This window comes from Pseudomonas sp. NLJ1, assembly GCF_049486705.1.
In the GTDB taxonomy this organism is placed as follows: domain Bacteria; phylum Pseudomonadota; class Gammaproteobacteria; order Pseudomonadales; family Pseudomonadaceae; genus Aquipseudomonas; species Aquipseudomonas inefficax.
In genome coordinates, this window is sequence record NZ_CP137735.1 from 4,854,340 (window position 1) to 4,873,375 (window position 19,036).

16 protein-coding genes are annotated in these 19,036 nt (G+C 65.1%); 5 read left to right on the forward strand and 11 right to left on the reverse strand.

Annotated features, from left to right (window positions below; genetic code table 11):
- Positions 1-55: 55 nt before the first annotated feature.
- The 4 genes from R9B85_RS21940 to R9B85_RS21955 all read right to left on the reverse strand — a co-directional run bounded on the left by R9B85_RS21940 (position 56) and on the right by R9B85_RS21955 (position 3,455).
- On the reverse strand, positions 56-544 hold the full coding sequence (locus R9B85_RS21940; RefSeq protein ID WP_112252387.1) for a DoxX family protein: 489 nt from the start codon (positions 542-544) through the stop codon (positions 56-58).
- A complete protein-coding gene (locus tag R9B85_RS21945) occupies positions 541-1,176 on the reverse strand; it encodes a ferric reductase-like transmembrane domain-containing protein (protein ID WP_423770556.1) in 636 nt (211 codons plus the stop codon). Before R9B85_RS21945 ends, R9B85_RS21940 begins: the two co-directional genes overlap by 4 nt.
- A gap of 255 nt (positions 1,177-1,431) precedes the next feature.
- The gene (locus R9B85_RS21950; RefSeq protein WP_112252389.1) at positions 1,432-2,718 is read right to left on the reverse strand and encodes a sensor histidine kinase; all 1,287 of its coding nucleotides are present in this window, start codon (positions 2,716-2,718) and stop codon (positions 1,432-1,434) included.
- Positions 2,715-3,455 (reverse strand): response regulator, encoded by a 741-nt coding sequence (locus tag R9B85_RS21955; protein WP_003250463.1) that lies wholly within the window; start codon positions 3,453-3,455, stop codon positions 2,715-2,717. Before R9B85_RS21955 ends, R9B85_RS21950 begins: the two co-directional genes overlap by 4 nt.
- A gap of 219 nt (positions 3,456-3,674) precedes the next feature.
- Between R9B85_RS21955 and R9B85_RS21960 the strand changes: the two genes are divergently transcribed.
- Complete coding sequence (locus tag R9B85_RS21960) at positions 3,675-3,950, forward strand: DUF2790 domain-containing protein (RefSeq protein WP_112252390.1); 276 nt, start codon at positions 3,675-3,677, stop codon at positions 3,948-3,950.
- Entirely contained in the window at positions 3,940-4,470 is a 531-nt protein-coding gene (locus R9B85_RS21965) for a thioredoxin family protein (RefSeq protein ID WP_112252391.1), read from the forward strand. The genes R9B85_RS21960 and R9B85_RS21965 overlap by 11 nt, the downstream gene beginning before the upstream one ends.
- A 131-nt stretch (positions 4,471-4,601) precedes the next feature.
- Here the strand turns inward: R9B85_RS21965 and R9B85_RS21970 are convergent, their stop codons facing one another.
- Positions 4,602-5,450 carry a shikimate dehydrogenase gene (locus tag R9B85_RS21970; protein WP_207878354.1) on the reverse strand — a complete coding sequence of 283 codons (849 nt, stop codon included), beginning with the start codon at positions 5,448-5,450 and terminating at the stop codon, positions 4,602-4,604.
- Positions 5,447-5,896: a type II 3-dehydroquinate dehydratase gene (aroQ, locus tag R9B85_RS21975; protein WP_112252393.1), complete on the reverse strand. Its 450-nt coding sequence runs from the start codon at positions 5,894-5,896 to the stop codon at positions 5,447-5,449. The genes R9B85_RS21970 and aroQ overlap by 4 nt, the downstream gene beginning before the upstream one ends.
- A gap of 226 nt (positions 5,897-6,122) precedes the next feature.
- Between aroQ and R9B85_RS21980 the strand changes: the two genes are divergently transcribed.
- The 3 genes from R9B85_RS21980 to R9B85_RS21990 all read left to right on the forward strand — a co-directional run bounded on the left by R9B85_RS21980 (position 6,123) and on the right by R9B85_RS21990 (position 11,796).
- On the forward strand, positions 6,123-7,343 hold the full coding sequence (locus tag R9B85_RS21980) for a TolC family protein (RefSeq protein WP_423770557.1): 1,221 nt from the start codon (positions 6,123-6,125) through the stop codon (positions 7,341-7,343).
- Between the two features lie 90 nt (positions 7,344-7,433).
- Positions 7,434-8,633, forward strand: coding sequence for an efflux RND transporter periplasmic adaptor subunit (locus tag R9B85_RS21985; RefSeq protein WP_423770558.1), 1,200 nt, complete (start codon positions 7,434-7,436; stop codon positions 8,631-8,633).
- A 16-nt stretch (positions 8,634-8,649) separates the two neighbouring features.
- Positions 8,650-11,796, forward strand: coding sequence for an efflux RND transporter permease subunit (locus R9B85_RS21990; protein WP_215521197.1), 3,147 nt, complete (start codon positions 8,650-8,652; stop codon positions 11,794-11,796).
- 134 nt (positions 11,797-11,930) lie between these two features.
- On the opposite strand, the gene R9B85_RS21995 is transcribed toward R9B85_RS21990, so the two are convergent.
- From R9B85_RS21995 to R9B85_RS22015, 5 genes are all read right to left on the reverse strand, one after another.
- Complete coding sequence (locus R9B85_RS21995) at positions 11,931-13,268, reverse strand: MFS transporter (protein ID WP_112252397.1); 1,338 nt, start codon at positions 13,266-13,268, stop codon at positions 11,931-11,933.
- 300 nt (positions 13,269-13,568) lie between these two features.
- Positions 13,569-15,719, reverse strand: a complete 2,151-nt coding sequence (locus R9B85_RS22000) for a TonB-dependent receptor (protein WP_423770559.1) — start codon at positions 15,717-15,719, stop codon at positions 13,569-13,571.
- Positions 15,720-15,789: 70 nt separating this feature from the next.
- Entirely contained in the window at positions 15,790-16,200 is a 411-nt protein-coding gene (locus tag R9B85_RS22005) for a DUF2946 family protein (protein WP_207878362.1), read from the reverse strand.
- Positions 16,201-16,373: 173 nt separating this feature from the next.
- A complete protein-coding gene (locus tag R9B85_RS22010; RefSeq protein WP_112252399.1) occupies positions 16,374-17,150 on the reverse strand; it encodes a ParA family protein in 777 nt (258 codons plus the stop codon).
- 264 nt (positions 17,151-17,414) lie between these two features.
- Positions 17,415-18,986, reverse strand: a complete 1,572-nt coding sequence (locus tag R9B85_RS22015; protein WP_112252400.1) for a sensor domain-containing diguanylate cyclase — start codon at positions 18,984-18,986, stop codon at positions 17,415-17,417.
- Positions 18,987-19,036 lie beyond the last annotated feature (50 nt).

Sequence of the window (19,036 nt, forward strand, 5' to 3'; positions counted from 1 at the left end):
TCCCTGTAGCAGCGGCCTTGTGTCGCGATGGCCTGCAAAGCAGCCCCCGGCTATATCACTTGGCGAACCGCCCTCTGAGCCAATGATCCAGGCTCAACCGCCCAGCCCCTTTCAGCAGCAGTGGCAGCAACGCCACCAGGTAGATCAGCGGCAACTTGAAGTTGCCAAAGCCCTGGTCGGTAATCGCATACCCTTGGGCCAGCTCGGCCAGGCTCGACCAGTGCGCCGGCCAATGCACCGCGGCGATCGCCACAACGGTCACCACCATCAGCCCCAATGAGGCCAGCCGGGTACCCAGCCCCAGCAACAGCAGTAACGGCAGGGTCAGCTCCGCCCACATCGACAGCTGCCAGTTCAGCTCTGCAGGCAGCAGGTTGAAGGGGAACGGGAAGTTCGCTTGCAGGTCGGCGAACCAGTTGCTGCCATTGAATTTCTCCCAGCCGGATTCGAAAAATTCCCAGGCCAGGAACAGCCGCAACGGCAGGTCGGCGCTCCAGATACCGAAACGGTCGAAGGTGGTCAGGGTGCGGGTCAAGGTGGTCATGCTGGTTTTCTCTCTTCAGGAAGGGCACGTGCGTTACGGCGTTGCTGGCGGGCCAGCTTGGCGGTGAGCTTGACGGCGATGGCGCTGAACATCAGGGCGAACGCCAGCGGGTACCAGCCCCCCATGGGGATGCGTTTGTAGAACGACAGGCAGAACACCGCGGCCAGTACCCACATGCCGGTGCTGTGCAGGGCCTGCCAGGCGCGGCCACCCAACAGGCGCATGGGGGCCTTGAACGAGGTGATGGTGAGCAGCAGCAGGAACAGGTAGCCGAGGGTGCCGGGCAGGCTGGAAGTGAGCGTGCGGCCGGCCCAGAACAGCTCGGGGAATTGCTGGGCGTAGCGGTAGATCAGTACCCCATGCACGGTGTGGGAAAAGGCGAATGCCAACCCCAGGTAGCGCCGTTCCTGCAGGATGCGGCGGCTGCTGGTGCCTGGCAGCAAGGTCACCAGCGACGAGGCCAGGAAGGCCAGCAGGAATAGCGCGAAGGAGCTGCGCGCAGTGGCACGGATTGCGCTGCGCAGGCCGTCCGGATCAGGTTGGCTGGCCAGCACCACGGCGGTCATCGCCAGGGTCAGGCCGGCGAGCGTGGCGAACAGCCTCCAGCCGGAGGGAAGGGTGAGGGGTTTCATCAGGGAGGCTCCCGGGGTGTGGTTATGTAACCGGGAGTGTGTCGGGGTGGGGTATCTGCAGTGTGTCGGCGGTGGTGGGGTTGTGTATCGGATTGTAGAAAGCGCTCAGACGCCGCGTTCCCTGTAGGAGCGGCCTTGTGTCGCGATCGGGCCGCAGAGCGGCCCCGGTAATTTATGCTGCGAAGCTGAAAACCTGGGGCCGCTCTGCGGCCCGATCGCGACACAAGGCCGCTCCTACAAAGGACTGCGAGCCATTCATTTGAGTTCGATCTGCGCGCACAGCCCGCCGCTTGCCCGGTTACTCAGGGTCAGCCGACCGCCCATGGCCTGGATCAGCTGATGGGCAATCGCCAACCCCAGCCCGGTACCGCCGGTGCTGCGGTTGCGTGAGCCTTCCACGCGATAGAACGGCTTGAGCACTTCATCCAGTTCGCCACCGGGTATACCTGGCCCGTTGTCGAGCACGCGGATCACGGTCATGTCACCCTCGCGGCATACTTCCAGTTCGGCAGCGCCGGCAAACTTCAGGGCGTTGTCCACCAGATTCACCAGCACCCGGCGCAGGGCATGCGGGCGGGTTTCCAGCAGGCTGCCGCTGCTGCCATGGCGCTCGACCTGGGCGCCACTGTCCTGATAGTCGAACACCAGGCTGTCGAGGAATGCATCGAGGTTGACCCGGCACGGTGCCTCTGTGCTGGTGTCCATGCTGCGGGCATAGGCCACGCCTTCACGCACCAGGTGTTCCATCTCGCCAAGGTCGCTCCACAGCTTGTCTTTTTCCACCCCTTCGTCCATCACTTCGACACGCAGCTTCATGCGCGTGATCGGCGTTTGCAGGTCGTGGGAAATGGCCGCCAGCAATTGCATGCGTTCCTTGAGATAGGCAGCGATGCGCGCCTGCAGGGCGTTGAAGGCCGCGGCGGCGTAGCGCACCTCGCGCGGGCCGCTTTCATCCAGTTGCACGCCAGGCTTGTCCGGGTCGAGGTTGTCCACCGCGCGGGCCAGGCGGGTCAGCGGGCCGATCGCCAGGCGTACCGCCAGCCAGGTGCACAGCAACAGCACGGCCAACTGGATCAGCAACACCACGGGCAGCCAACGTGCCACAGGGACCGGCGATGGGGTTACGTCGATGGTCAGCGGTGCACCATCGGCCAGTGTCAGGTGTGCCTGGAAGTGCGCATTCGGGCCGGGGATTTCCTGGAAGGACAGGCGATAGTCGGCGCCAATGGCCTTGACGATCGAGTCGGCGGCCATGGGCGGGTCGCTGGTCGGCATGGCTTCGCCCGCCAGGCCCTGGTCCAGCCGGTAGCGGTAGGTACGCCGCTCCAGGCGCGGCAACCAGGCGGCGCGTTCGGCCGCAGGCAGGCGGTCGAGGATGGCCACCGAGGTGGCCACGTCCTGCTCCAGGGTGCTGAGCATCATCGAGCGGCTGCTGATGTAGCGCTCGTACGCCTGCAGGCCGAACGACAGGCCGTAGGCCAGCACCAGGCCCGTGAAGAAGATCAGTGCCAGGCGCGAGGCCAGGGTACGTGGCCACTTCATGATGGCGACTCGAGCAGTTGCACCGGCAGCGAGAATACGTAGCCCTCGCTGCGCACGGTCTTGATGCAGCTGGGCTCGCGGGCGTCGTCACCCAGGCGCTGGCGCAGGCGGCTGACCAGCAGGTCGATGGAACGGTCGAAAATGTCGGCTTCGCGGCCCTGGGTCAGGTTGAGCAACTGCTCACGGCTGAGTACCCGCTGCGGGTGGTCGAGAAACACCCGTAGCAGGCGGTATTCGGCACCACTCAGGGCTACCAGGGTGCCTTCGCTGTCGAGCAGGTGGCGCGCGGTGGTGTCCAGCCGCCACTGGCCAAAGCCGAGCAGGCGGCTGCTTTCGCTGATGGTCAGGTTGGGCGGCAGCATGCGCGTGCGGCGCAGCACGGCGTTGATACGGGCCAGCAGTTCGCGGGCCGAGAACGGCTTGGTCAGGTAATCGTCGGCGCCCATTTCCAGGCCGATGATACGGTCGGTTTCGTCGTTGCGGGCGGTCAGCATCAGCACCGGGGTATTGCGGTGCTTGCCGGCGCGCAGCTCGCGGCACAACAGCAGGCCATCGTCGCCGGGCATCATGATGTCGAGGACGATCAGGTCCACGCTGTTGGCTTCGAGAAAGGCGCGCATCTGCCGGCCGTCGGCGACGATGCTGGTGCGCAGGCCGTTCTTCTTCAGGTAGTTGCCGACCAGTTCGCGGATTTCGCGGTCGTCGTCGACGATCAGAATGTGATCGACATGTTCCATGCGCTGCGTTCCTGTGCAAAAGGGATGGGCGCAGTGTACCGAGCGCGTTCGCGCTTGCCTGCGGGGCTTTGTATTGCAGTGTATCTCGCTCGTGTACAGACACAGGAGGAAGCACATCACAGCTTCGGGCGACACATGCGGGATACCTGGCCGGCGTGAAATGGCTCTCGACCGGGGAGCACGACTCCCCACCCTCAAGCGTTACACAGGAGAGATGCCATGAACTTCAAAACCTTCGCCCGTGCCAGTCTGTTCGCCGTGCTCAGCATCGGCGCCATTGCCGCCCAGGCCTCCACCATGCCGATGGACGACACCGGGGTCATGCAGTACCGCTACGGTGATCACCTGGACGTGAAGAAAGTGCTGTCGATACAGGATGACCAGAGCGACGCCTGCGGCCTGGTGAATACCCGCATGGACTACCTCGACTCCAAGGGCCAGCAGCAGAGCGTGCAGTATCGTACCTACGCCACCGGCGGTTGCCATGAAAATTGATCGCCGCTTGTTGGTTGGCGGAATTGCGGTGGTGCTGGCCGGCCTGGGCCTGGCCGGGCACCTGATGGCCCGCGACAGCTACGGTGCCATGCCGTCGCTGTCGGGCGCCAGCCAGTGGCTGAACTCGGCGCCGCTGGATGGCCCCGGGCTCAAGGGCAAGGTGGTGCTGGTGGACTTCTGGACCTGGGACTGCATCAACTGCCGACGCAGCCTGCCGCATGTGAACGAATGGGCGCGGCGCTATGCCGACCAGGGCCTGGTGGTGGTCGGCGTGCACACCCCGGAATACGACTACGAGCACGATGTGGTCACCTTGCGTGACAAGGTGACCAGGCTGGGGATCGGTTACCCGGTGGCGGTGGATAACGACTACAAGGTGTGGAACGCCTGGGGCAACCAGTTCTGGCCGGCACACTACTTTGTCGACCGCAAAGGGCAGGTGCGCCATGTGCACTTTGGCGAAGGGGATTATGGTGGGCAGGAACAGGTTATACAGGCGTTGCTGGATGAGAAAGGGTGAGTGGTCTGTGCCGGCCTCTTCGCGGCGGTTCGACGACTCGATGAACCCGCTCCCACAGGTACTGCACCGCTTGCAAGCTGTGCGATCCCTGTGGGAGCGGGTTCACCCGCGAAGAATCCAACAACGATCTGTCAGGTGAAACTGGCAAAATGCGCCTGCATCCGCGCCGCATCCGCCTGGCGCCCGCTGAACAGTTCGAACGCCTTAACCGCCTGGAACACGGCCATGTTACTGCCATCCAGGGTGCGGCAGCCCAGCGCCCGGGCGGCGCGCAGCAGTTCGGTCTCCAGCGGGAAGTAGATGATTTCCGCCACCCACAGGCGCGCATGCAGCAGCTCCACCGGCAGCGGCGTGCCCGGCAGCTTGGCCATGCCCACCGGCGTGGTGTTGACCAACCCGTCCGCCTCGGCCAGGGCCGTGGCCAGGTCGGTGCCGACCACGGCACGCCCGGCACCGAAATGGCCATTCAGGTTGTCCACCAGTGCCTGCGCACGGGCCGCGTCCACTTCGAACAGTACCAGCCGTTCGACCCCTTCACCCAGCAGGGCATGGGCGACGGCCGAGCCTGCACCACCGGCACCCATCTGCACAACCTGGCGCCGTGCCACATCCGGCAGGCCACGGCGCAAGCCTTCGGCAAAGCCCAGGCAGTCGGTGTTGTGGCCAACCCGCTTGCCGTCCTTGAGCACCACGGTGTTCACCGCGCCGATGCCGCGGGCTTCGTCCGACAGTTCGTCGAGCAACGGCAGGATCGCCTGCTTGAACGGGTAGGTGATGTTGAGCCCGGTGAAACCGGTGTGCTGGGCCGCGTCGAGCAAGCCGGGCAGGGCGCTGTCGTCCAGTTGCAGCTGGTCGGCATCGATCAGCCGATACAAGTAGCGCAGCGCCTGGGCATCACCTTCGTGCTCGTGCAGGGCTGGGGTGCGCGAAAGCTGGATGCCGCGGCCGATCAGGCCGGCGAGGATGGCTTGCTGGCTCATGCGCTGTGCTCCTGCAGCATTTCGGCGAAGTGGCTGAGGGCCATGCGGTAGCCATGGCTGCCCAGGCCGCAGATGACCCCGACGGCGATGGACGATACGAACGACAGGTGACGGAACGGTTCGCGCTTGTGCACGTTGGACAGGTGCACTTCGATGACCGGCACTTCGCTGGCTACCAGGGCATCGCGGATGGCCACCGAAGTGTGAGTCCAGGCACCGGGGTTGATCACGATGCCGGCGCAGCGGCCACGGGCGGCATGGATCCAGTCGATCAGTTCGCCCTCATGGTTGGTTTGACGGAACTCGATTTCCAGGCCGTGGGCATGGGCGGTATCGGCACAGCCCTTGGCCAGGTCGGCGAGGGTTTCGTAGCCGTATTGGGCAGGCTCACGGGTGCCCAGCATGTTCAGGTTAGGGCCGTTGAGCACGAGAATAATGGGCTTCATGACGGGCATCGCTTTGTTGTTGTTGGATGCGTTTAGTTTTGTACCGCCTGGTTAGTTTAGTCAATTGGACTAAACCGCTGCACCCGGAAAGTGGGCGATTATCGAACCCTCAACACACCCTCTGTAGGAGCAGCTGAATTACAAAATTGTAATTTTCCCGCCACCGCCCCGATAAGCACGGCTTTCTACAGTCCCTCGCCAAAGCTCGCCGACGAGGACCTGTTTCGTGCCCATCTCCCGCAAGACCGCCTTGCTCTGCCTGTTGCTGGCCGGCGCCGCCAGCGCCCAGGGCAACCAGAGCCTGAGCCTGCCCCAGGCGCTTGATGCCGCCTTTGCCCAGAACCCGGAGCTGGCCGCGGCTGGCCGGGAAATCGGCATTGCCGATGGCGAGCGGCGCCAGGCCGGGTTGATCCCCAATCCGGAACTGTCCTGGGAGGTCGAGGACACCCGCCGTGACACCGGCACCACCACTGTCACTCTCAGCCAACCGCTGGAGCTGGGCGGCAAGCGCGGCGCACGTGTCGCCGTGGCCGGTGCCGGCCAAGCCATTGCCAAGCTGGACCTGGAGCGCCAGCGCAACGGTCTGCGCGCCGATGTGGTGCAGGCCTTCCACGCGGCCCTGCGCGCACAGACCGCGCTGGAGCTGGCGCAGCAATCGCAGGCATTGACCGAGCGTGGACTGCGGGTGGTGCAGGGGCGGGTGACCGCTGGCCAGTCATCGCCCGTTGAGGCCACCCGGGCCCAGGTGCAGCTGGCTCAGGCCCAGGCCGAAGTGCGTCGTGCGCAAACCCAGCGCAGTGTGGCCTACCAGGCCTTGGCATGGTTGACCGGCAGCCCGTTGGCAAGCTTCGACCAGTTGCAGGCAGCCAACCTGTCCCCTGGCGATGCGCCCAGCGCCGACGCCCTGCTCGATCAGGTCGAGCAGACAGTCGAATGGCGCCTGGCTGCTGCCCAGGTCGAGCGCGGCGACGCGACCCTGGGTTCGGAAAAGGCCCTGCGCATTCCCAACCTCACCGTCAGCCTGGGCAGCCAGTACAGCCGCGAAGACCGCGAGCGGGTCAATGTGGTGGGCCTGTCGATGCCCTTGCCGCTGTTCGACCGTAACCAGGGCAACGTGCTGGCCGCGGCCCGCCGCGCCGACCAGGCGCGTGACCTGCGCAACGCCGTGGAGCTGCGCCTGCGCAGTGAAACCCGCAGCGCCGTGAGCCAGTGGGCCACGGCCATGCAGGAAGTGCAGGCCTATGACCGCACCATCCTGCCCTCTGCCCAGCAGGCCGTGGACACCGCCACACGCGGTTTCGAAATGGGCAAGTTCGCCTTTCTCGATGTACTCGACGCCCAGCGCACGCTGATCGAGGCGCGCGGGCTGTACCTCGAGGCACTGGCTTCGGCGACCGACGCGCGGGCGCAGGTCGAGCGGATTTATGGCGACCTCGGTTCACTGTAGGAGCGGCCTTGTGTCGCGATCGGGCCGCAAGGCCGCCCCAACAGGCGATGGCATCAGTGCAGGATTTTGCATTCAACCGCAGGAGCAACAATGAACAACCCAAGCAAGCTCGCCCTACTGGCCGTGGCCATTGCCGCGCTTGGCCTCGGTGGCCTGGCCTGGACCGGCAACCTCGGCAACGCGTCGAGCACTGAAACCCGGCACGATGACCACGGCGAAGACAGCCAAGGCCACGGCGAGCAACAGACTGGCGAAGGCCACGAAGAGGAGGAGGGCAAGCTGCACCTGTCCACCGCCCAGATCGAGGCCGCCGGTGTGCAATTGGCCGATGCCGGCCCTCGTGAACTGGGCACCGCCATCAGCTTTCCGGGTGAAATCCGCTTCGACGAGGACCGCACCGCCCACGTCGTGCCACGCGTGCCTGGTGTGGTCGAGTCGGTGCAAGCCGAACTGGGCCAGGCGGTCAAGCGTGGTCAGGTGCTGGCGGTAATCGCCAGCCAGCAGATTTCCGACTTGCGCAGCGAACAGCAGGCTGCCCAGCGCCGCCTGGAACTGGCGCGCCTGACCTTCCAGCGTGAACAACAGCTGTGGCAGGAACGCATCAGCGCCGAGCAGGATTACCTGCAGGCTCGTCAGGCGTTGCAGGAAGCCGAGATTGCCTTGGCCAACGCCCGGCAGAAGGTCGCCGCCGTGGGCCCGGCCGGCGCCGGCAACCGCTATGAACTGCGCGCGCCGTTCGATGCCGTGGTGGTGGAAAAGCACCTGACCGTGGGCGAGGTGGTCGATGAGACCAGCAATGCCTTCACCCTGTCTGACCTGAGCCGGGTCTGGGCCACCTTCGCCGTCGCCCCGCGCGACCTGGACAAGGTGACCACAGGCCGCAATGTCACGGTCAGCGCGCCGGACCTGGGCGCCCAGGTCGGGGGCAAGGTCAACTACGTCGGCAGCCTGCTCGGCGAGCAGAACCGTGCCGCCACTGTCCGCGCCACGCTGGCCAACCCCAACGGCGCCTGGCGCCCAGGCCTGTTCGTCAATATCGCGGTCAGCGTCGAACGCCTCGACGCCGCCGTGGTGGTACCGGAAAGCGCCCTGCAAACCTGGGAGGAGCAGACCGTGGTGTTTGCCCGTACCGAGGAAGGCTTCGAGGCCCGCCCGGTGAAGACCGGCCGCCGCGACGCCGGCCAGGTGGAAATCACCACCGGCCTTGCCGCCGGAACCCAGGTGGCCGCTGCCGGCAGCTTTGTCCTCAAGTCCGAGCTGGGCAAGGGCTCGGCCGAGCATAGCCATTGATCACGGGGACACCTGTATGTTCGAACGCCTGATCCAATTCGCCATCGAGCAGCGCCTGGTGGTGATGCTGGCCGTGGTCCTGATGGCCGCGATGGGTATTCACAGCTACCAGAAACTGCCGATCGACGCTGTACCGGACATCACCAACGTCCAGGTGCAGATCAATACCGCCGCGCCCGGCTATTCGCCGCTGGAGACCGAGCAGCGCATCACCTTCGCCATCGAGACCGCCATGGCTGGGCTGCCCGGGCTCAAGCAGACCCGCTCGCTGTCGCGTTCGGGCCTGTCCCAGGTCACGGTCATTTTCGACGACGACACCGACTTGTTCTTCGCCCGTCAACTGGTCAACGAGCGCCTGCAGGTGGCACGCGAGCAGTTGCCCGAGGGCATCGAAGCGGGCATGGGGCCGATTTCCACCGGGCTGGGTGAAATCTTCCTGTGGACGGTGGAAGCCGAGCAGGGCGCGCTGAAGGAGGACGGCACGCCCTACACCCAGACCGACCTGCGGGTGATCCAGGACTGGATCATCAAGCCGCAGCTGCGCAACGTGCCCGGGGTGGCCGAGGTCAACAGCATCGGCGGCCATGCCAAGCAGTACCTGATTGCGCCGGAGCCCAAGCGCCTGGCGGCCTACAAACTCACCCTCAATGACCTGATCGCGGCGCTGGAGCGCAACAACGCCAACGTCGGTGCCGGCTACATCGAGCGCAATGGCGAGCAGTTGCTGATTCGCGCGCCAGGCCAGGTGGCGTCGGCCGAGGACATCGCCAATATCGTCATCTCCAGTGTCGATGGCACGCCAATCCGCGTCAGCCATGTTGCCCAGGTCGGCCTGGGCGAAGAGCTGCGCTCGGGCGCGGCCACCGAAAACGGTCGGGAAGTGGTGCTGGGCACGGTGTTCATGCTGATCGGCGAGAACAGCCGCACGGTGTCCCAGGCGGTCGCCGACAAGCTGGTCGATATCAACCGCAACCTGCCCAAGGGCGTGGTCGCCGTTACGGTGTACGACCGCACCAACCTGGTGGAAAAGGCCATCGCCACGGTGAAGAAGAACCTGGTCGAAGGCGCCATCCTGGTCATCGCCGTGTTGTTCCTGTTCCTGGGCAACATCCGCGCTGCGCTGATCACTGCCATGGTCATTCCGTTGTCGATGCTGTTCACCTTCACCGGCATGTTCAGCAACAAGGTCAGCGCCAACCTGATGAGCCTGGGCGCCCTGGACTTCGGCATCATCGTCGACGGCGCGGTGGTGATCGTGGAGAACGCCATCCGCCGCCTGGCCCACGCCCAGCAGCGCCATGGCCGCATGCTCACCCGCAGCGAGCGCTTCCATGAAGTGTTCGCGGCCGCCCGTGAGGCGCGCCGGCCGCTGATCTACGGCCAGCTGATCATCATGGTGGTGTACCTGCCGATCTTTGCCCTGACCGGGGTGGAAGGCAAGATGTTCCACCCTATGGCCTTTACCGTGGTCACCGCCCTGCTCGGTGCCATGATCCTCTCGGTTACCTTCGTGCCGGCGGCCATTGCCCTGTTCGTCACCGGCAAGGTCAACGAAGAGGAGGGCCTGGTAATGCGCACGGCGCGTCAGCGCTATGCCCCAGTGCTGGCCTGGGTGCTGGGCCGGCGCAAGCTGGCGTTCGCTGCCGCCGCTACCCTGGTGTTGTTGTCCGGGGTTATGGCCAGCCGCATGGGCAGCGAGTTCATCCCCAGCCTCAGCGAAGGCGACTTCGCCCTGCAGGCCTTGCGCGTGCCGGGCACCAGCCTGTCGCAGTCGGTCGACATGCAGCGGCGCCTGGAACAGGCGATCATCGCCCAGGTGCCGGAAGTGGAGCGGGTGTTCGCCCGCACGGGCACTGCCGAGATCGCCTCCGACCCGATGCCGCCGAACATTTCCGATGCTTATGTGATGCTGCGCCCGCGTGAGCAATGGGCCGACCCAGGCAAGCCGCGTGATGAGCTGATTGCCGAGGTACAACGTGCCGCCGCCAGCGTGCCGGGCAGCAACCATGAACTGTCGCAGCCGATCCAGCTGCGCTTCAACGAGCTGATTTCCGGGGTACGCAGCGATGTGGCGGTGAAGCTTTTCGGTGATGACATGGATGTGCTCAACCGCACTGCCGCGCAGATCGCCAGCAGCCTGCAAGGCGTGCCGGGCGCGTCCGAGGTAAAGGTCGAGCAGACGACTGGCCTGCCAGTGCTGACCATCGATATCGACCGCGACAAGGCAGCCCGCCATGGCCTGAACGTGGGTGATGTGCAGGGCGCCATTGCCATTGCCGTGGGTGGCCGCACGGCCGGTACGCTGTACGAAGGTGACCGCCGTTTCGACATGGTGGTACGCCTGTCGGAAACCCTGCGCACCGATGTCGACGGACTGGCCAGCCTGCTGATTCCGGTGCCGGCCAATACGGCTGCGGGTGCCGGGCAAATCGGCTTTATCCCGCTGTCGCAGGTAGCCACGCTGAACCTGCAGCTAGGACCGAACCAGGTCAGCCGCGAGGATGGCAAGCGAGTGGTGGTAGTCAGCGCCAACGTGCGTGGGCGTGACCTGGGCTCGTTCGTCGAGGAGGCCGAACAGACGCTGATCGAGCAGGTGCAGATACCGCCGGGTTACTGGACTCGCTGGGGCGGCCAGTTCGAGCAGCTGCAGTCGGCGGCCAAGCGCCTGCAGGTGGTGGTGCCGGTGGCCTTGCTGCTGGTCATGGCGCTGTTGCTGATGATGTTCAACAACCTCAGGGATGGCCTGCTGGTATTCACCGGCATCCCGTTCGCCCTTACCGGCGGGGTGCTGGCGCTGTGGTTGCGGGACATTCCGTTGTCCATTTCCGCTGGCGTGGGGTTCATTGCCTTGTCGGGCGTGGCGGTGCTCAACGGGCTGGTGATGATTGCCTTTATCCGTGGCCTGCGGGAAGAAGGGCGCACGCTGCGGGCAGCGGTCGAGGAGGGCGCGCTGACGCGCTTGCGGCCGGTGCTGATGACGGCACTGGTGGCGTCGCTGGGGTTCATCCCGATGGCCTTGGCTACCGGCACCGGCGCCGAGGTGCAGAGGCCGCTGGCGACCGTGGTGATTGGCGGGATTCTGTCGTCCACCGCACTGACTTTGCTGGTGTTGCCGGCGTTGTATCAGTGGGCGTATCGGCGGGAAGAGGTGCAGGAGGGTTGAGCGTTTTGGGGCTGCTTTGCAGCCCATCGCGACACAAGGCCGCTCCTACAGGGGATCGCATCAGCCGCAAATTGACGCAATCTCTTGTAGGAGCGGCCTTGTGTCGCGATGGGCCGCAAAGCGGCCCCAAATTCTCAAACAGTACGACGAGCCCCAGCTCTTGCACTGTCGCCCCTAGCCTCATCATGCAACGAAATCCGCGAAGTTTCCGGCAACGCCAACCCGCCCGCCAGCGCCACCAGCGCAATCACCACCAGGTAGAACGCCGGTGCCAGGCTGCTGCCGGTCTGCCCGATCAGCCAGGTCGCCACCAATGGCGCGGTGCCGCCAAACAACGTATAGGCCACGTTGTAGGTAATTGCCGAAGCGGTATAGCGGGTGCGGGTAGGGAAACTTTCCGACAGCAATGCCGCCGTGACCACGCCACTGCACAACGCCCCCACCGCCAGCAGGATCACCCCCAGCAGCGCACCGGACATCGAGCCGGAGCTGGCCAGCCAGTACGCCGGGAACACGCACAGCATCACCCACAGGCAGGTAAAGCCGATGGTCTTGCGTCGCCCGACGCGGTCCGAGAATGCCCCGGCCAGCGGGCAGCCGACCGCAGCGAACAGCAGCGCCACGGTGGTCACCAGCAGTGATTGCGCGCGGGTCAGGTTGCCGACCAGTTGCAGGTAGGTGGCGAAGTAGGTGGTGAACATGTAGAACGACAGCGCGGTCAGCGAGATGAAGGCCCCCAGGTTGCGGATCGCCCGGCCATGGTTGCGCAGGGTTTCCTTGAGCGGCGAATGTTCATGCTCCTTGCCTTGGGCGATGGCTTCGCGGAACGCGGGGGTTTCTTCCATGCGCCAGCGCAGGTACAGGCCAACCAGCCCCAATGGCGCGGCGATCAGGAACGGTATGCGCCAGCCCCAGGCATTCATCGCCTCGGCCGACAGGCTGGCTTCCAGGCCATAGGCGATCACTGCCGCGCAGGCAAAGGCGGAAAAGGTCGACACCGGCACGAAGCTGCCATAGAAGGCGCGCTTGCCGTTGGGCGCGTGCTCCATCAGGTAGGCGCAGGCCCCGGCATACTCGCCACCGGCGGAAAAGCCCTGCAGGCAGCGCGCCAGGGTCAGCAGCGCAGGGGCTGCCAGGCCGATGCTGGCGTAGGTCGGCAACAGGCCGATGAGGGTCGTGGAGCCGGCCATCAGCAGGATGGTCAGCGACAGGATGCGCTTGCGCCCCAGGCGGTCACCCAGCGCGCCGAACACGATGCCGCCCAGCGGGCGCAGGGCGAAGGCCACGGCGAACACCGCAAAGGTCTTGAGCAAGGCCACGCTGGCGTCTTCGCTTGCGAAGAACTGGCTGGCGATCAGGGTAGCGAGAAAGCCGTAGACGGCGAAGTCGAACCATTCGACGAAATTGCCGATGGCCGAGGCGGCGATCACCCGGCGCAGGGTGGCGGGGGATACCTCGTGAGGTGCGGGCATGCGAGTGCTCTCCGGTTCCATTGGCAGGCATGATGAAAGTGGCGCGGTCGGGCCGCGCCATCATTGTTGTGCTTGCCAGTAGATAACCGGGCGCTGCAGGGCGCTTTGTCGAGGGCGACCTCGGGATACCTGATTCAACCACCAGCTATGCAGCTGACGCAGGCCTTGTAGGAGCGGCCTTGTGTCGCGATCGGGCTGCGCAGCAGCCCCAGGATCTTGAAGTGGGCGCAGGCATCGCCGGGGCTGCGTTGCAGCCCTTCGCGACACAAGGCCGCTCCTACAGGAACGCGGGCAATAAGCTCAGAAACGCATATCCAGCGCCAGTTCGAAGGTACGCGGCGGCCCCATGTAGTACTGGCTGTTGTAGGCCTGCTTGGCATACACCTCATCGGTCAGGTTGCGTACCCGCCCGGTGAGCGTGGTGTGTTCATCCAGCCGGTAGCGGGCGAACGCACCGAACAGGGTGTAGGCCGGGGCCTTGAGGCTGTTGGCATTGTCGGCATACACCGAGCCCACGTAGCGCCCGTCCGCCCCCACCGACCATGCCGGGGTCAGGCTGTAGGTCAGCCACAGGTTGGCGACGTTGGCGGGTACGTTCACCGGTGCATTGCCCTTGCGCGACACCGATACACCGTTGACGGCCTCGTTGAACTCGTCGTACTGCGCATCGACATAGGCATAGTTGGCCTCGGCCAGCAGCTTGGATGTCACCTGCAGGCGCCCGGACAACTCGACACCCCGCGAGGTCTGCTGCCCGGCCTGGACCGTGAGGTTGGCGTCGTTGGAGTCGCGCACGGCAAAGTCCTTGCGCACGATCTGGTACAGCGCCAGCGTGGCCGCGCCGCGCCCGTCGAGAAAGTCGAACTTGCTGCCCACTTCCCACTGCTCGCCCTTCGACAGGTCGAACAGCCCGACGTTGGAATAGGTCGCTGCCGCCAGCGAGCCGGCCGGCAAGTCGGCAGAGGTACTGTACTGTGCATAGACACTGGCGGACGGGGTCAGCGCATAGGTCAGGCCGATACGCCCGGAAAGCGGTTCCCAGCGCCGTTCGAAGAACGCCGGCGAGGTTGGCGTTACCGCGCCGTAGTTGGTCACCTGCATGTCCAGGTAGTCGTAGCGCAGGGCGGTCAGCAAGGCCAGGCGTTCGGTGAGTTGCACGCGGTTTTCGGCAAACACCGCGCGGTTGGTCACCTCGTGGCGGCGTTGCTTGGTAAGGCCGGCGTTCACCCCGGGGATGTCGTCGAAACTGCCGGGGTCGAAGTGCTCGGCATCGACCACATCGCTCCAGCTGCTCGAGGTGGGGTAGAGGGTCTGGCGCATGCGCGAGTACTCCAACCCCAGCGACCACTGGCTGGCCAGGCCGAACAGCTGGTTGTCGTGGCGCAGCTCGATACGGTCGCCCATCAGGTTCTGGTCGTGGCGCTGCAGGTAAGGGCTGCTGCGCTGTACCTTGCCATCGTTGGTGTAGCTGTAACGTTCGAGGTTGCGGTAATCGCGCTGGGCGTTGTAGTGGTACAGCGTGTTCTGCACGCTGGTGCTGTCGCTGAGCTGGTAGTCGAGGATCGAGCGTAGCCAGCGTACCCGCTGCTCATAGCGCCCGTCACCGACGTTGTAGTTTTCGAAGCGGCGGCTGTTGTCGATCTTCATCGTGCTGCGCCCAGGCAGGATCGGCGAGCCCCAGTAAGGGCTGTCTTCGCGGTCTTCCTGGTATTCCAGGGCCAGGGTGTGGGTGAGGTTCGGCGTGAGGTCGCTCAGCAACGAGAAGGCCAGGCTGTCGGTGTGCCGTTCGTTGCGGTCGATGTAGCCGTTGCCATGCCCACGGCTGAAGTCCAGGCGCATGAAGTGGCGGGCATCGGCGGGGTTGCTGGCCAGAGCCTGGTTGATGCCGAACGCCACTTCGCTGTCGTCGAAGCTGCCGTAGCGGATGCGGCCATCGATGGTCTGCTGATCGCGGCTGGCCAGCTTGGTGATGTAGTTGATCGAGCCGCCCACCGCGCCCGCACCATGCAGGAACGACGACGGCCCGCCAATCAGTTCGACGCGGTCGAGTACCCAGGCATCCACGGGCCGTGTGGCGCTGCTGTAGCCCAGGTTGATGCCGTTGTACAACTGGGTAACCTGGTTCTGGGTGAAGCCGCGATAGGCGACGAAGCCGCCAAAGCCGGGGTTGGCCGAGGCGTTGACGCCGGTCATGGCGTTGATCACGTCCTGGCTGTCCTTGGCGCCGCGCTCTTCGATCAGGCGGCGGTCCGAGACACTGACCGAGGCCGGCGTTTCCCGCGCGGTGAGGGCCAGACGCGAGCCGGTGCGGATCGGCTCGTCCAGTTGCACGCCGCTGGCGGCGTCGCGTTTACCGTCGATGGTGGTGGCGTTCAGTTCCACCGGGGCAGCATCCGCCCAGGCAAGGTTGCAGGTGCCCATGAGGAGCACCAGGGAGGTATTGCGAAGCATGTTGATGTGTCTTCCACGCAAAGGTCATGGCTGACCGCGAGCGCGCGCAGTCAGGCGCGCCCGGCTGAGGTCAGGCGAAATGAAGTACGGCTGCGGGGAAAGCGACGGGGGAGGCGCGGGGGTTGAGGGCGGGGCGTTGATAGCGCGGTGGCGGTTGCGCCCAGCTGCGCACCACGATGGGCGAGGTGGCCACGGTTTGCGCCGGGGTGAACGACCAGCCGCTGCTGCTGAGCGGTACGGCCATGCCGAACGAGGAGCACACCGGGCAGTCGAGCTGTGCCATGTGCTGGTCGCCGCCGGCGCCATCCAGGTCGATGGCTACGCCGTGTTCGCTGTTGATCGAGCAGAAACCGCCTTCCAGGCCGGCCAGGCGCAGGCCACCCATCTGGCCATGGTGCAGGCCGCACAGAACCAGGCTGAACAGGACGCTGGCGTAGAGCGTCCAGGCGGTCAGCGTGCGGGTGTGCCGGGTGGTTTTCATGACGGCGAATCTACCACCCGGACGAACGGTCGGGTAGTGCTTCGGGATTGATATTTTGGGGCCGCCTTGCAGCCCATCGCGACACAAGTCCGTGCACAGCTTTCAAAGGCGGCGCGGTCTTTGTGTACCGGCCTTGCGTCGCGAAAGGGGCGCAAAGCGCACCCAGGGTTCTGTCAGGCCGCACGCTCCAGTACATCCAGCAAATCGACAAACTCCAGCGCCAGTTTATGCCGCGGCGCCAGATGTACCAGTGGCACCGAGGCCTGGTGCGATTCACGCATCTTGATCGAACTGCTCAGGTACACCGGCAACACCGGCATGCCTTCACCGCGCAATTGCTCGACCAGGGTCTGGTGCAGCGCGGTGCGCCCGGCGAACTGGTTGACCACCACACCTTCCACTTGCAACGTCGGGTTGTGGTCCTGGCGCAGTTCTTCGACCTCGGCCATGACGCAGTGCAGGGCCTGGCGCGAGAAGCTGTCGCAGTCGAACGGGATCAACAGCCGCTCGGCCGCCACCAGTGCGCTGAAGGTATAGAAGTTGAGCGCCGGCGGGGTGTCGATGTAGATCCGCTCGTAGTCCTCGCCCAGTTCCACCAGCAGCTTGCGCAGCTTGTTGATCTTGAACTTGCTCTCCAGCTTGCCTTGCAGGTCGCTGAGGTCGGGGCTGGCGGTGATCAGGTGCAGGTTGCGGTAGCGGGTTTCGGTGATCGCAACCCGGTGCTTCTTGCCGGCAGCGGTGACTGGCGACAAGGTCTGGCGGAAGAAATCGGCGATGCCGGAAGGAATGGCGTCATTGACCAGGCCGGTCAGGTAATAGGTGGCATTGGCCTGCGGGTCAAGGTCGACCAGCAAGGTCCGGTAGCCTTCGGCGGCACTGGCGGCGGCAAGGTTGCAGGCGATGCTGGACTTTCCGACGCCACCTTTCTGATTGAAAACCACACGACGCATGAGACGCTCATCCATGAAGTGAAAATGTCAGGCTGGGGTCAATCCTATGACCGGAACAAGACAGTTTTATGACAATGAATGTTACAACCTGCCAAGTTCATTGCTTCATGTGGCGATAGGTTTGCCTTGAGCTGTGTAGTGTCTGTTCGGGCCCTTTCGCGGGTGAACCCGCTCCCACAGGTTATGCACCGTCCTTGAGGGCAGTGGGGGACCTGTGGGAGCGGGTTTACCCGCGAAGAGGCCGGAACAGGCAGGCAAGGGCGCTCAGGCAACCACCACCCGATTGCGCCCCTCCTGCTTGGCCCGGTAAAGCGCCCGGTCAGCCTCGCTCAACGCATCCCCCGGTTCGCTCTCTGCCTCGCCATCCCAATGCGCCACTCCCAGCGACACCGTCACCGCCCCCACCGGTTCCACCGGCGTATCCTGCACCGTAACCCGCAGCCGCTCGGCCACCACTGCCGCAACGTCCAGGCTGGCCCCCGGCAGCAGCATCAGGAACTCCTCGCCGCCGGTGCGGCACAGCAAGTCGCCCTCGCGGCAGCAGCGGCGCATCAGTTCCGCCAGCCGACGCAGCACCTGGTCTCCCACCTCGTGCCCGTGGCCGTCATTTACTCGCTTGAAATGGTCGACATCCAGCACGATCGCCGCAAACGCCCGACCCTCGGCTTCCAGCAACGACAGGCTGAACTCCAGGCTACGGCGGTTGCCCAGGCCGGTCAGCGGGTCGGTCTGGGCGTCACGGTTGAGCCGGCCGATGCGTTCATGCAGCAGGTTCAGCCCGAATAGCAGCGCGCGCTTCAGCTCGGCCGCCTCGAAGTACCAGGCCGGTACCCGATGCAGGCGCTCGGCAGTGCCGGCCCGGTCCATCGAGCGGGCGCCGGCGGCCAGCTGCCACAGCGGGCGGGCGATGGTCATGGCCAACCACCACAGCAGCACGCTGCCCACCAGTGCCAACGGCACGGAGGTGCCGACCACGCTGAGGATCAGGTGGCTCAGTGGCGTCACCGTCTGGGTCAGCGGCTGCTGCGCCACCACGCCCCAACCGGCGCTGGGCACGGTGGCGAACCCGGCGAGCATTTCCACGCCGAGGCTGTTGGACAATTGCCGGGTACCACTGCCCAGGGTCGCCAGCTGGTCGATCAATGCGTTGCCTTCAACCACCGTACCCACGCGCTGGCTGTCGGGGTGGTACAGCAGGCGGCGGTTGCGGTCGACCACGTACAGGTAGGAACCGTCCTTGTAGAAATGCTCGCCCAGCAGGCTGTTGAGGATGTTGCGTTCACGCAGGTACAGGCTGCCGCCGACATACCCCAGGTAGCGGCCGTTGCTGTCGAAAATGGGTTGCGACAGCGCCACCACCAGGTTGTTGGCCGCCGACATGTAGGGCGTCGACACCAGTGGGCGGCGCGCCTGTAGCGCCTCCTGGACACCGGGCGAGTGCATGTGGCTGCCGACCAGGTGCCGCAAGGGCGGGGGGGAAATCGCCAGCAGTACTCCGTCGGCATCGATCACGAACGTGGAGTTGAAAGCCATGCTCTGGCTCAGGACGCGCTCGGTCTCCGCCTGCAGGGCGACGGCGTCACCCAGCTGTCGGCCTTGCACGCCGGCGCTGAACGACAGCTGCTGCAAGGCGTTGCCGATAAAGGTCTCGGTGATGCTGGCCAGCTTCATCGCATACACCCGGTTGGCTTCCAGGGCATGGTCGATCAGCAGCTGGCGTTGCACCCGGTAGCTGGCGAAATAGCTGGCGCACAGCATGACCACGGCGGTAAGGGCGCAAAGCACCAGAATGAGTGTGCGTAGATCCAGACGCAGTCCGTGCTTGGTGTGTGGCAATCCTGACCTCGAGTGATCGAAAAACAGCTACGAAATGGGAACAACCTTAC

What these genes read in the sequence shown, in the direction of transcription:
- R9B85_RS21995 (WP_112252397.1), bottom strand. Translation starts at nt 13,268, where the DNA reads ATGCCCGCACCTCACGAGGTATCCCCCGCCACCCTGCGCCGGGTGATC.
- R9B85_RS21940 (WP_112252387.1), bottom strand. Translation starts at nt 544, where the DNA reads ATGACCACCTTGACCCGCACCCTGACCACCTTCGACCGTTTCGGTATC.
- R9B85_RS22000 (WP_423770559.1), bottom strand. Translation starts at nt 15,719, where the DNA reads ATGCTTCGCAATACCTCCCTGGTGCTCCTCATGGGCACCTGCAACCTT.
- R9B85_RS21985 (WP_423770558.1), top strand. Translation starts at nt 7,434, where the DNA reads ATGAACAACCCAAGCAAGCTCGCCCTACTGGCCGTGGCCATTGCCGCG.
- R9B85_RS21955 (WP_003250463.1), bottom strand. Translation starts at nt 3,455, where the DNA reads ATGGAACATGTCGATCACATTCTGATCGTCGACGACGACCGCGAAATC.
- R9B85_RS21965 (WP_112252391.1), top strand. Translation starts at nt 3,940, where the DNA reads ATGAAAATTGATCGCCGCTTGTTGGTTGGCGGAATTGCGGTGGTGCTG.
- R9B85_RS22005 (WP_207878362.1), bottom strand. Translation starts at nt 16,200, where the DNA reads ATGAAAACCACCCGGCACACCCGCACGCTGACCGCCTGGACGCTCTAC.
- R9B85_RS21945 (WP_423770556.1), bottom strand. Translation starts at nt 1,176, where the DNA reads ATGAAACCCCTCACCCTTCCCTCCGGCTGGAGGCTGTTCGCCACGCTC.
- R9B85_RS21950 (WP_112252389.1), bottom strand. Translation starts at nt 2,718, where the DNA reads ATGAAGTGGCCACGTACCCTGGCCTCGCGCCTGGCACTGATCTTCTTC.
- R9B85_RS21960 (WP_112252390.1), top strand. Translation starts at nt 3,675, where the DNA reads ATGAACTTCAAAACCTTCGCCCGTGCCAGTCTGTTCGCCGTGCTCAGC.
- R9B85_RS22010 (WP_112252399.1), bottom strand. Translation starts at nt 17,150, where the DNA reads ATGCGTCGTGTGGTTTTCAATCAGAAAGGTGGCGTCGGAAAGTCCAGC.
- R9B85_RS21990 (WP_215521197.1), top strand. Translation starts at nt 8,650, where the DNA reads ATGTTCGAACGCCTGATCCAATTCGCCATCGAGCAGCGCCTGGTGGTG.
- R9B85_RS21970 (WP_207878354.1), bottom strand. Translation starts at nt 5,450, where the DNA reads ATGAGCCAGCAAGCCATCCTCGCCGGCCTGATCGGCCGCGGCATCCAG.
- aroQ (WP_112252393.1), bottom strand. Translation starts at nt 5,896, where the DNA reads ATGAAGCCCATTATTCTCGTGCTCAACGGCCCTAACCTGAACATGCTG.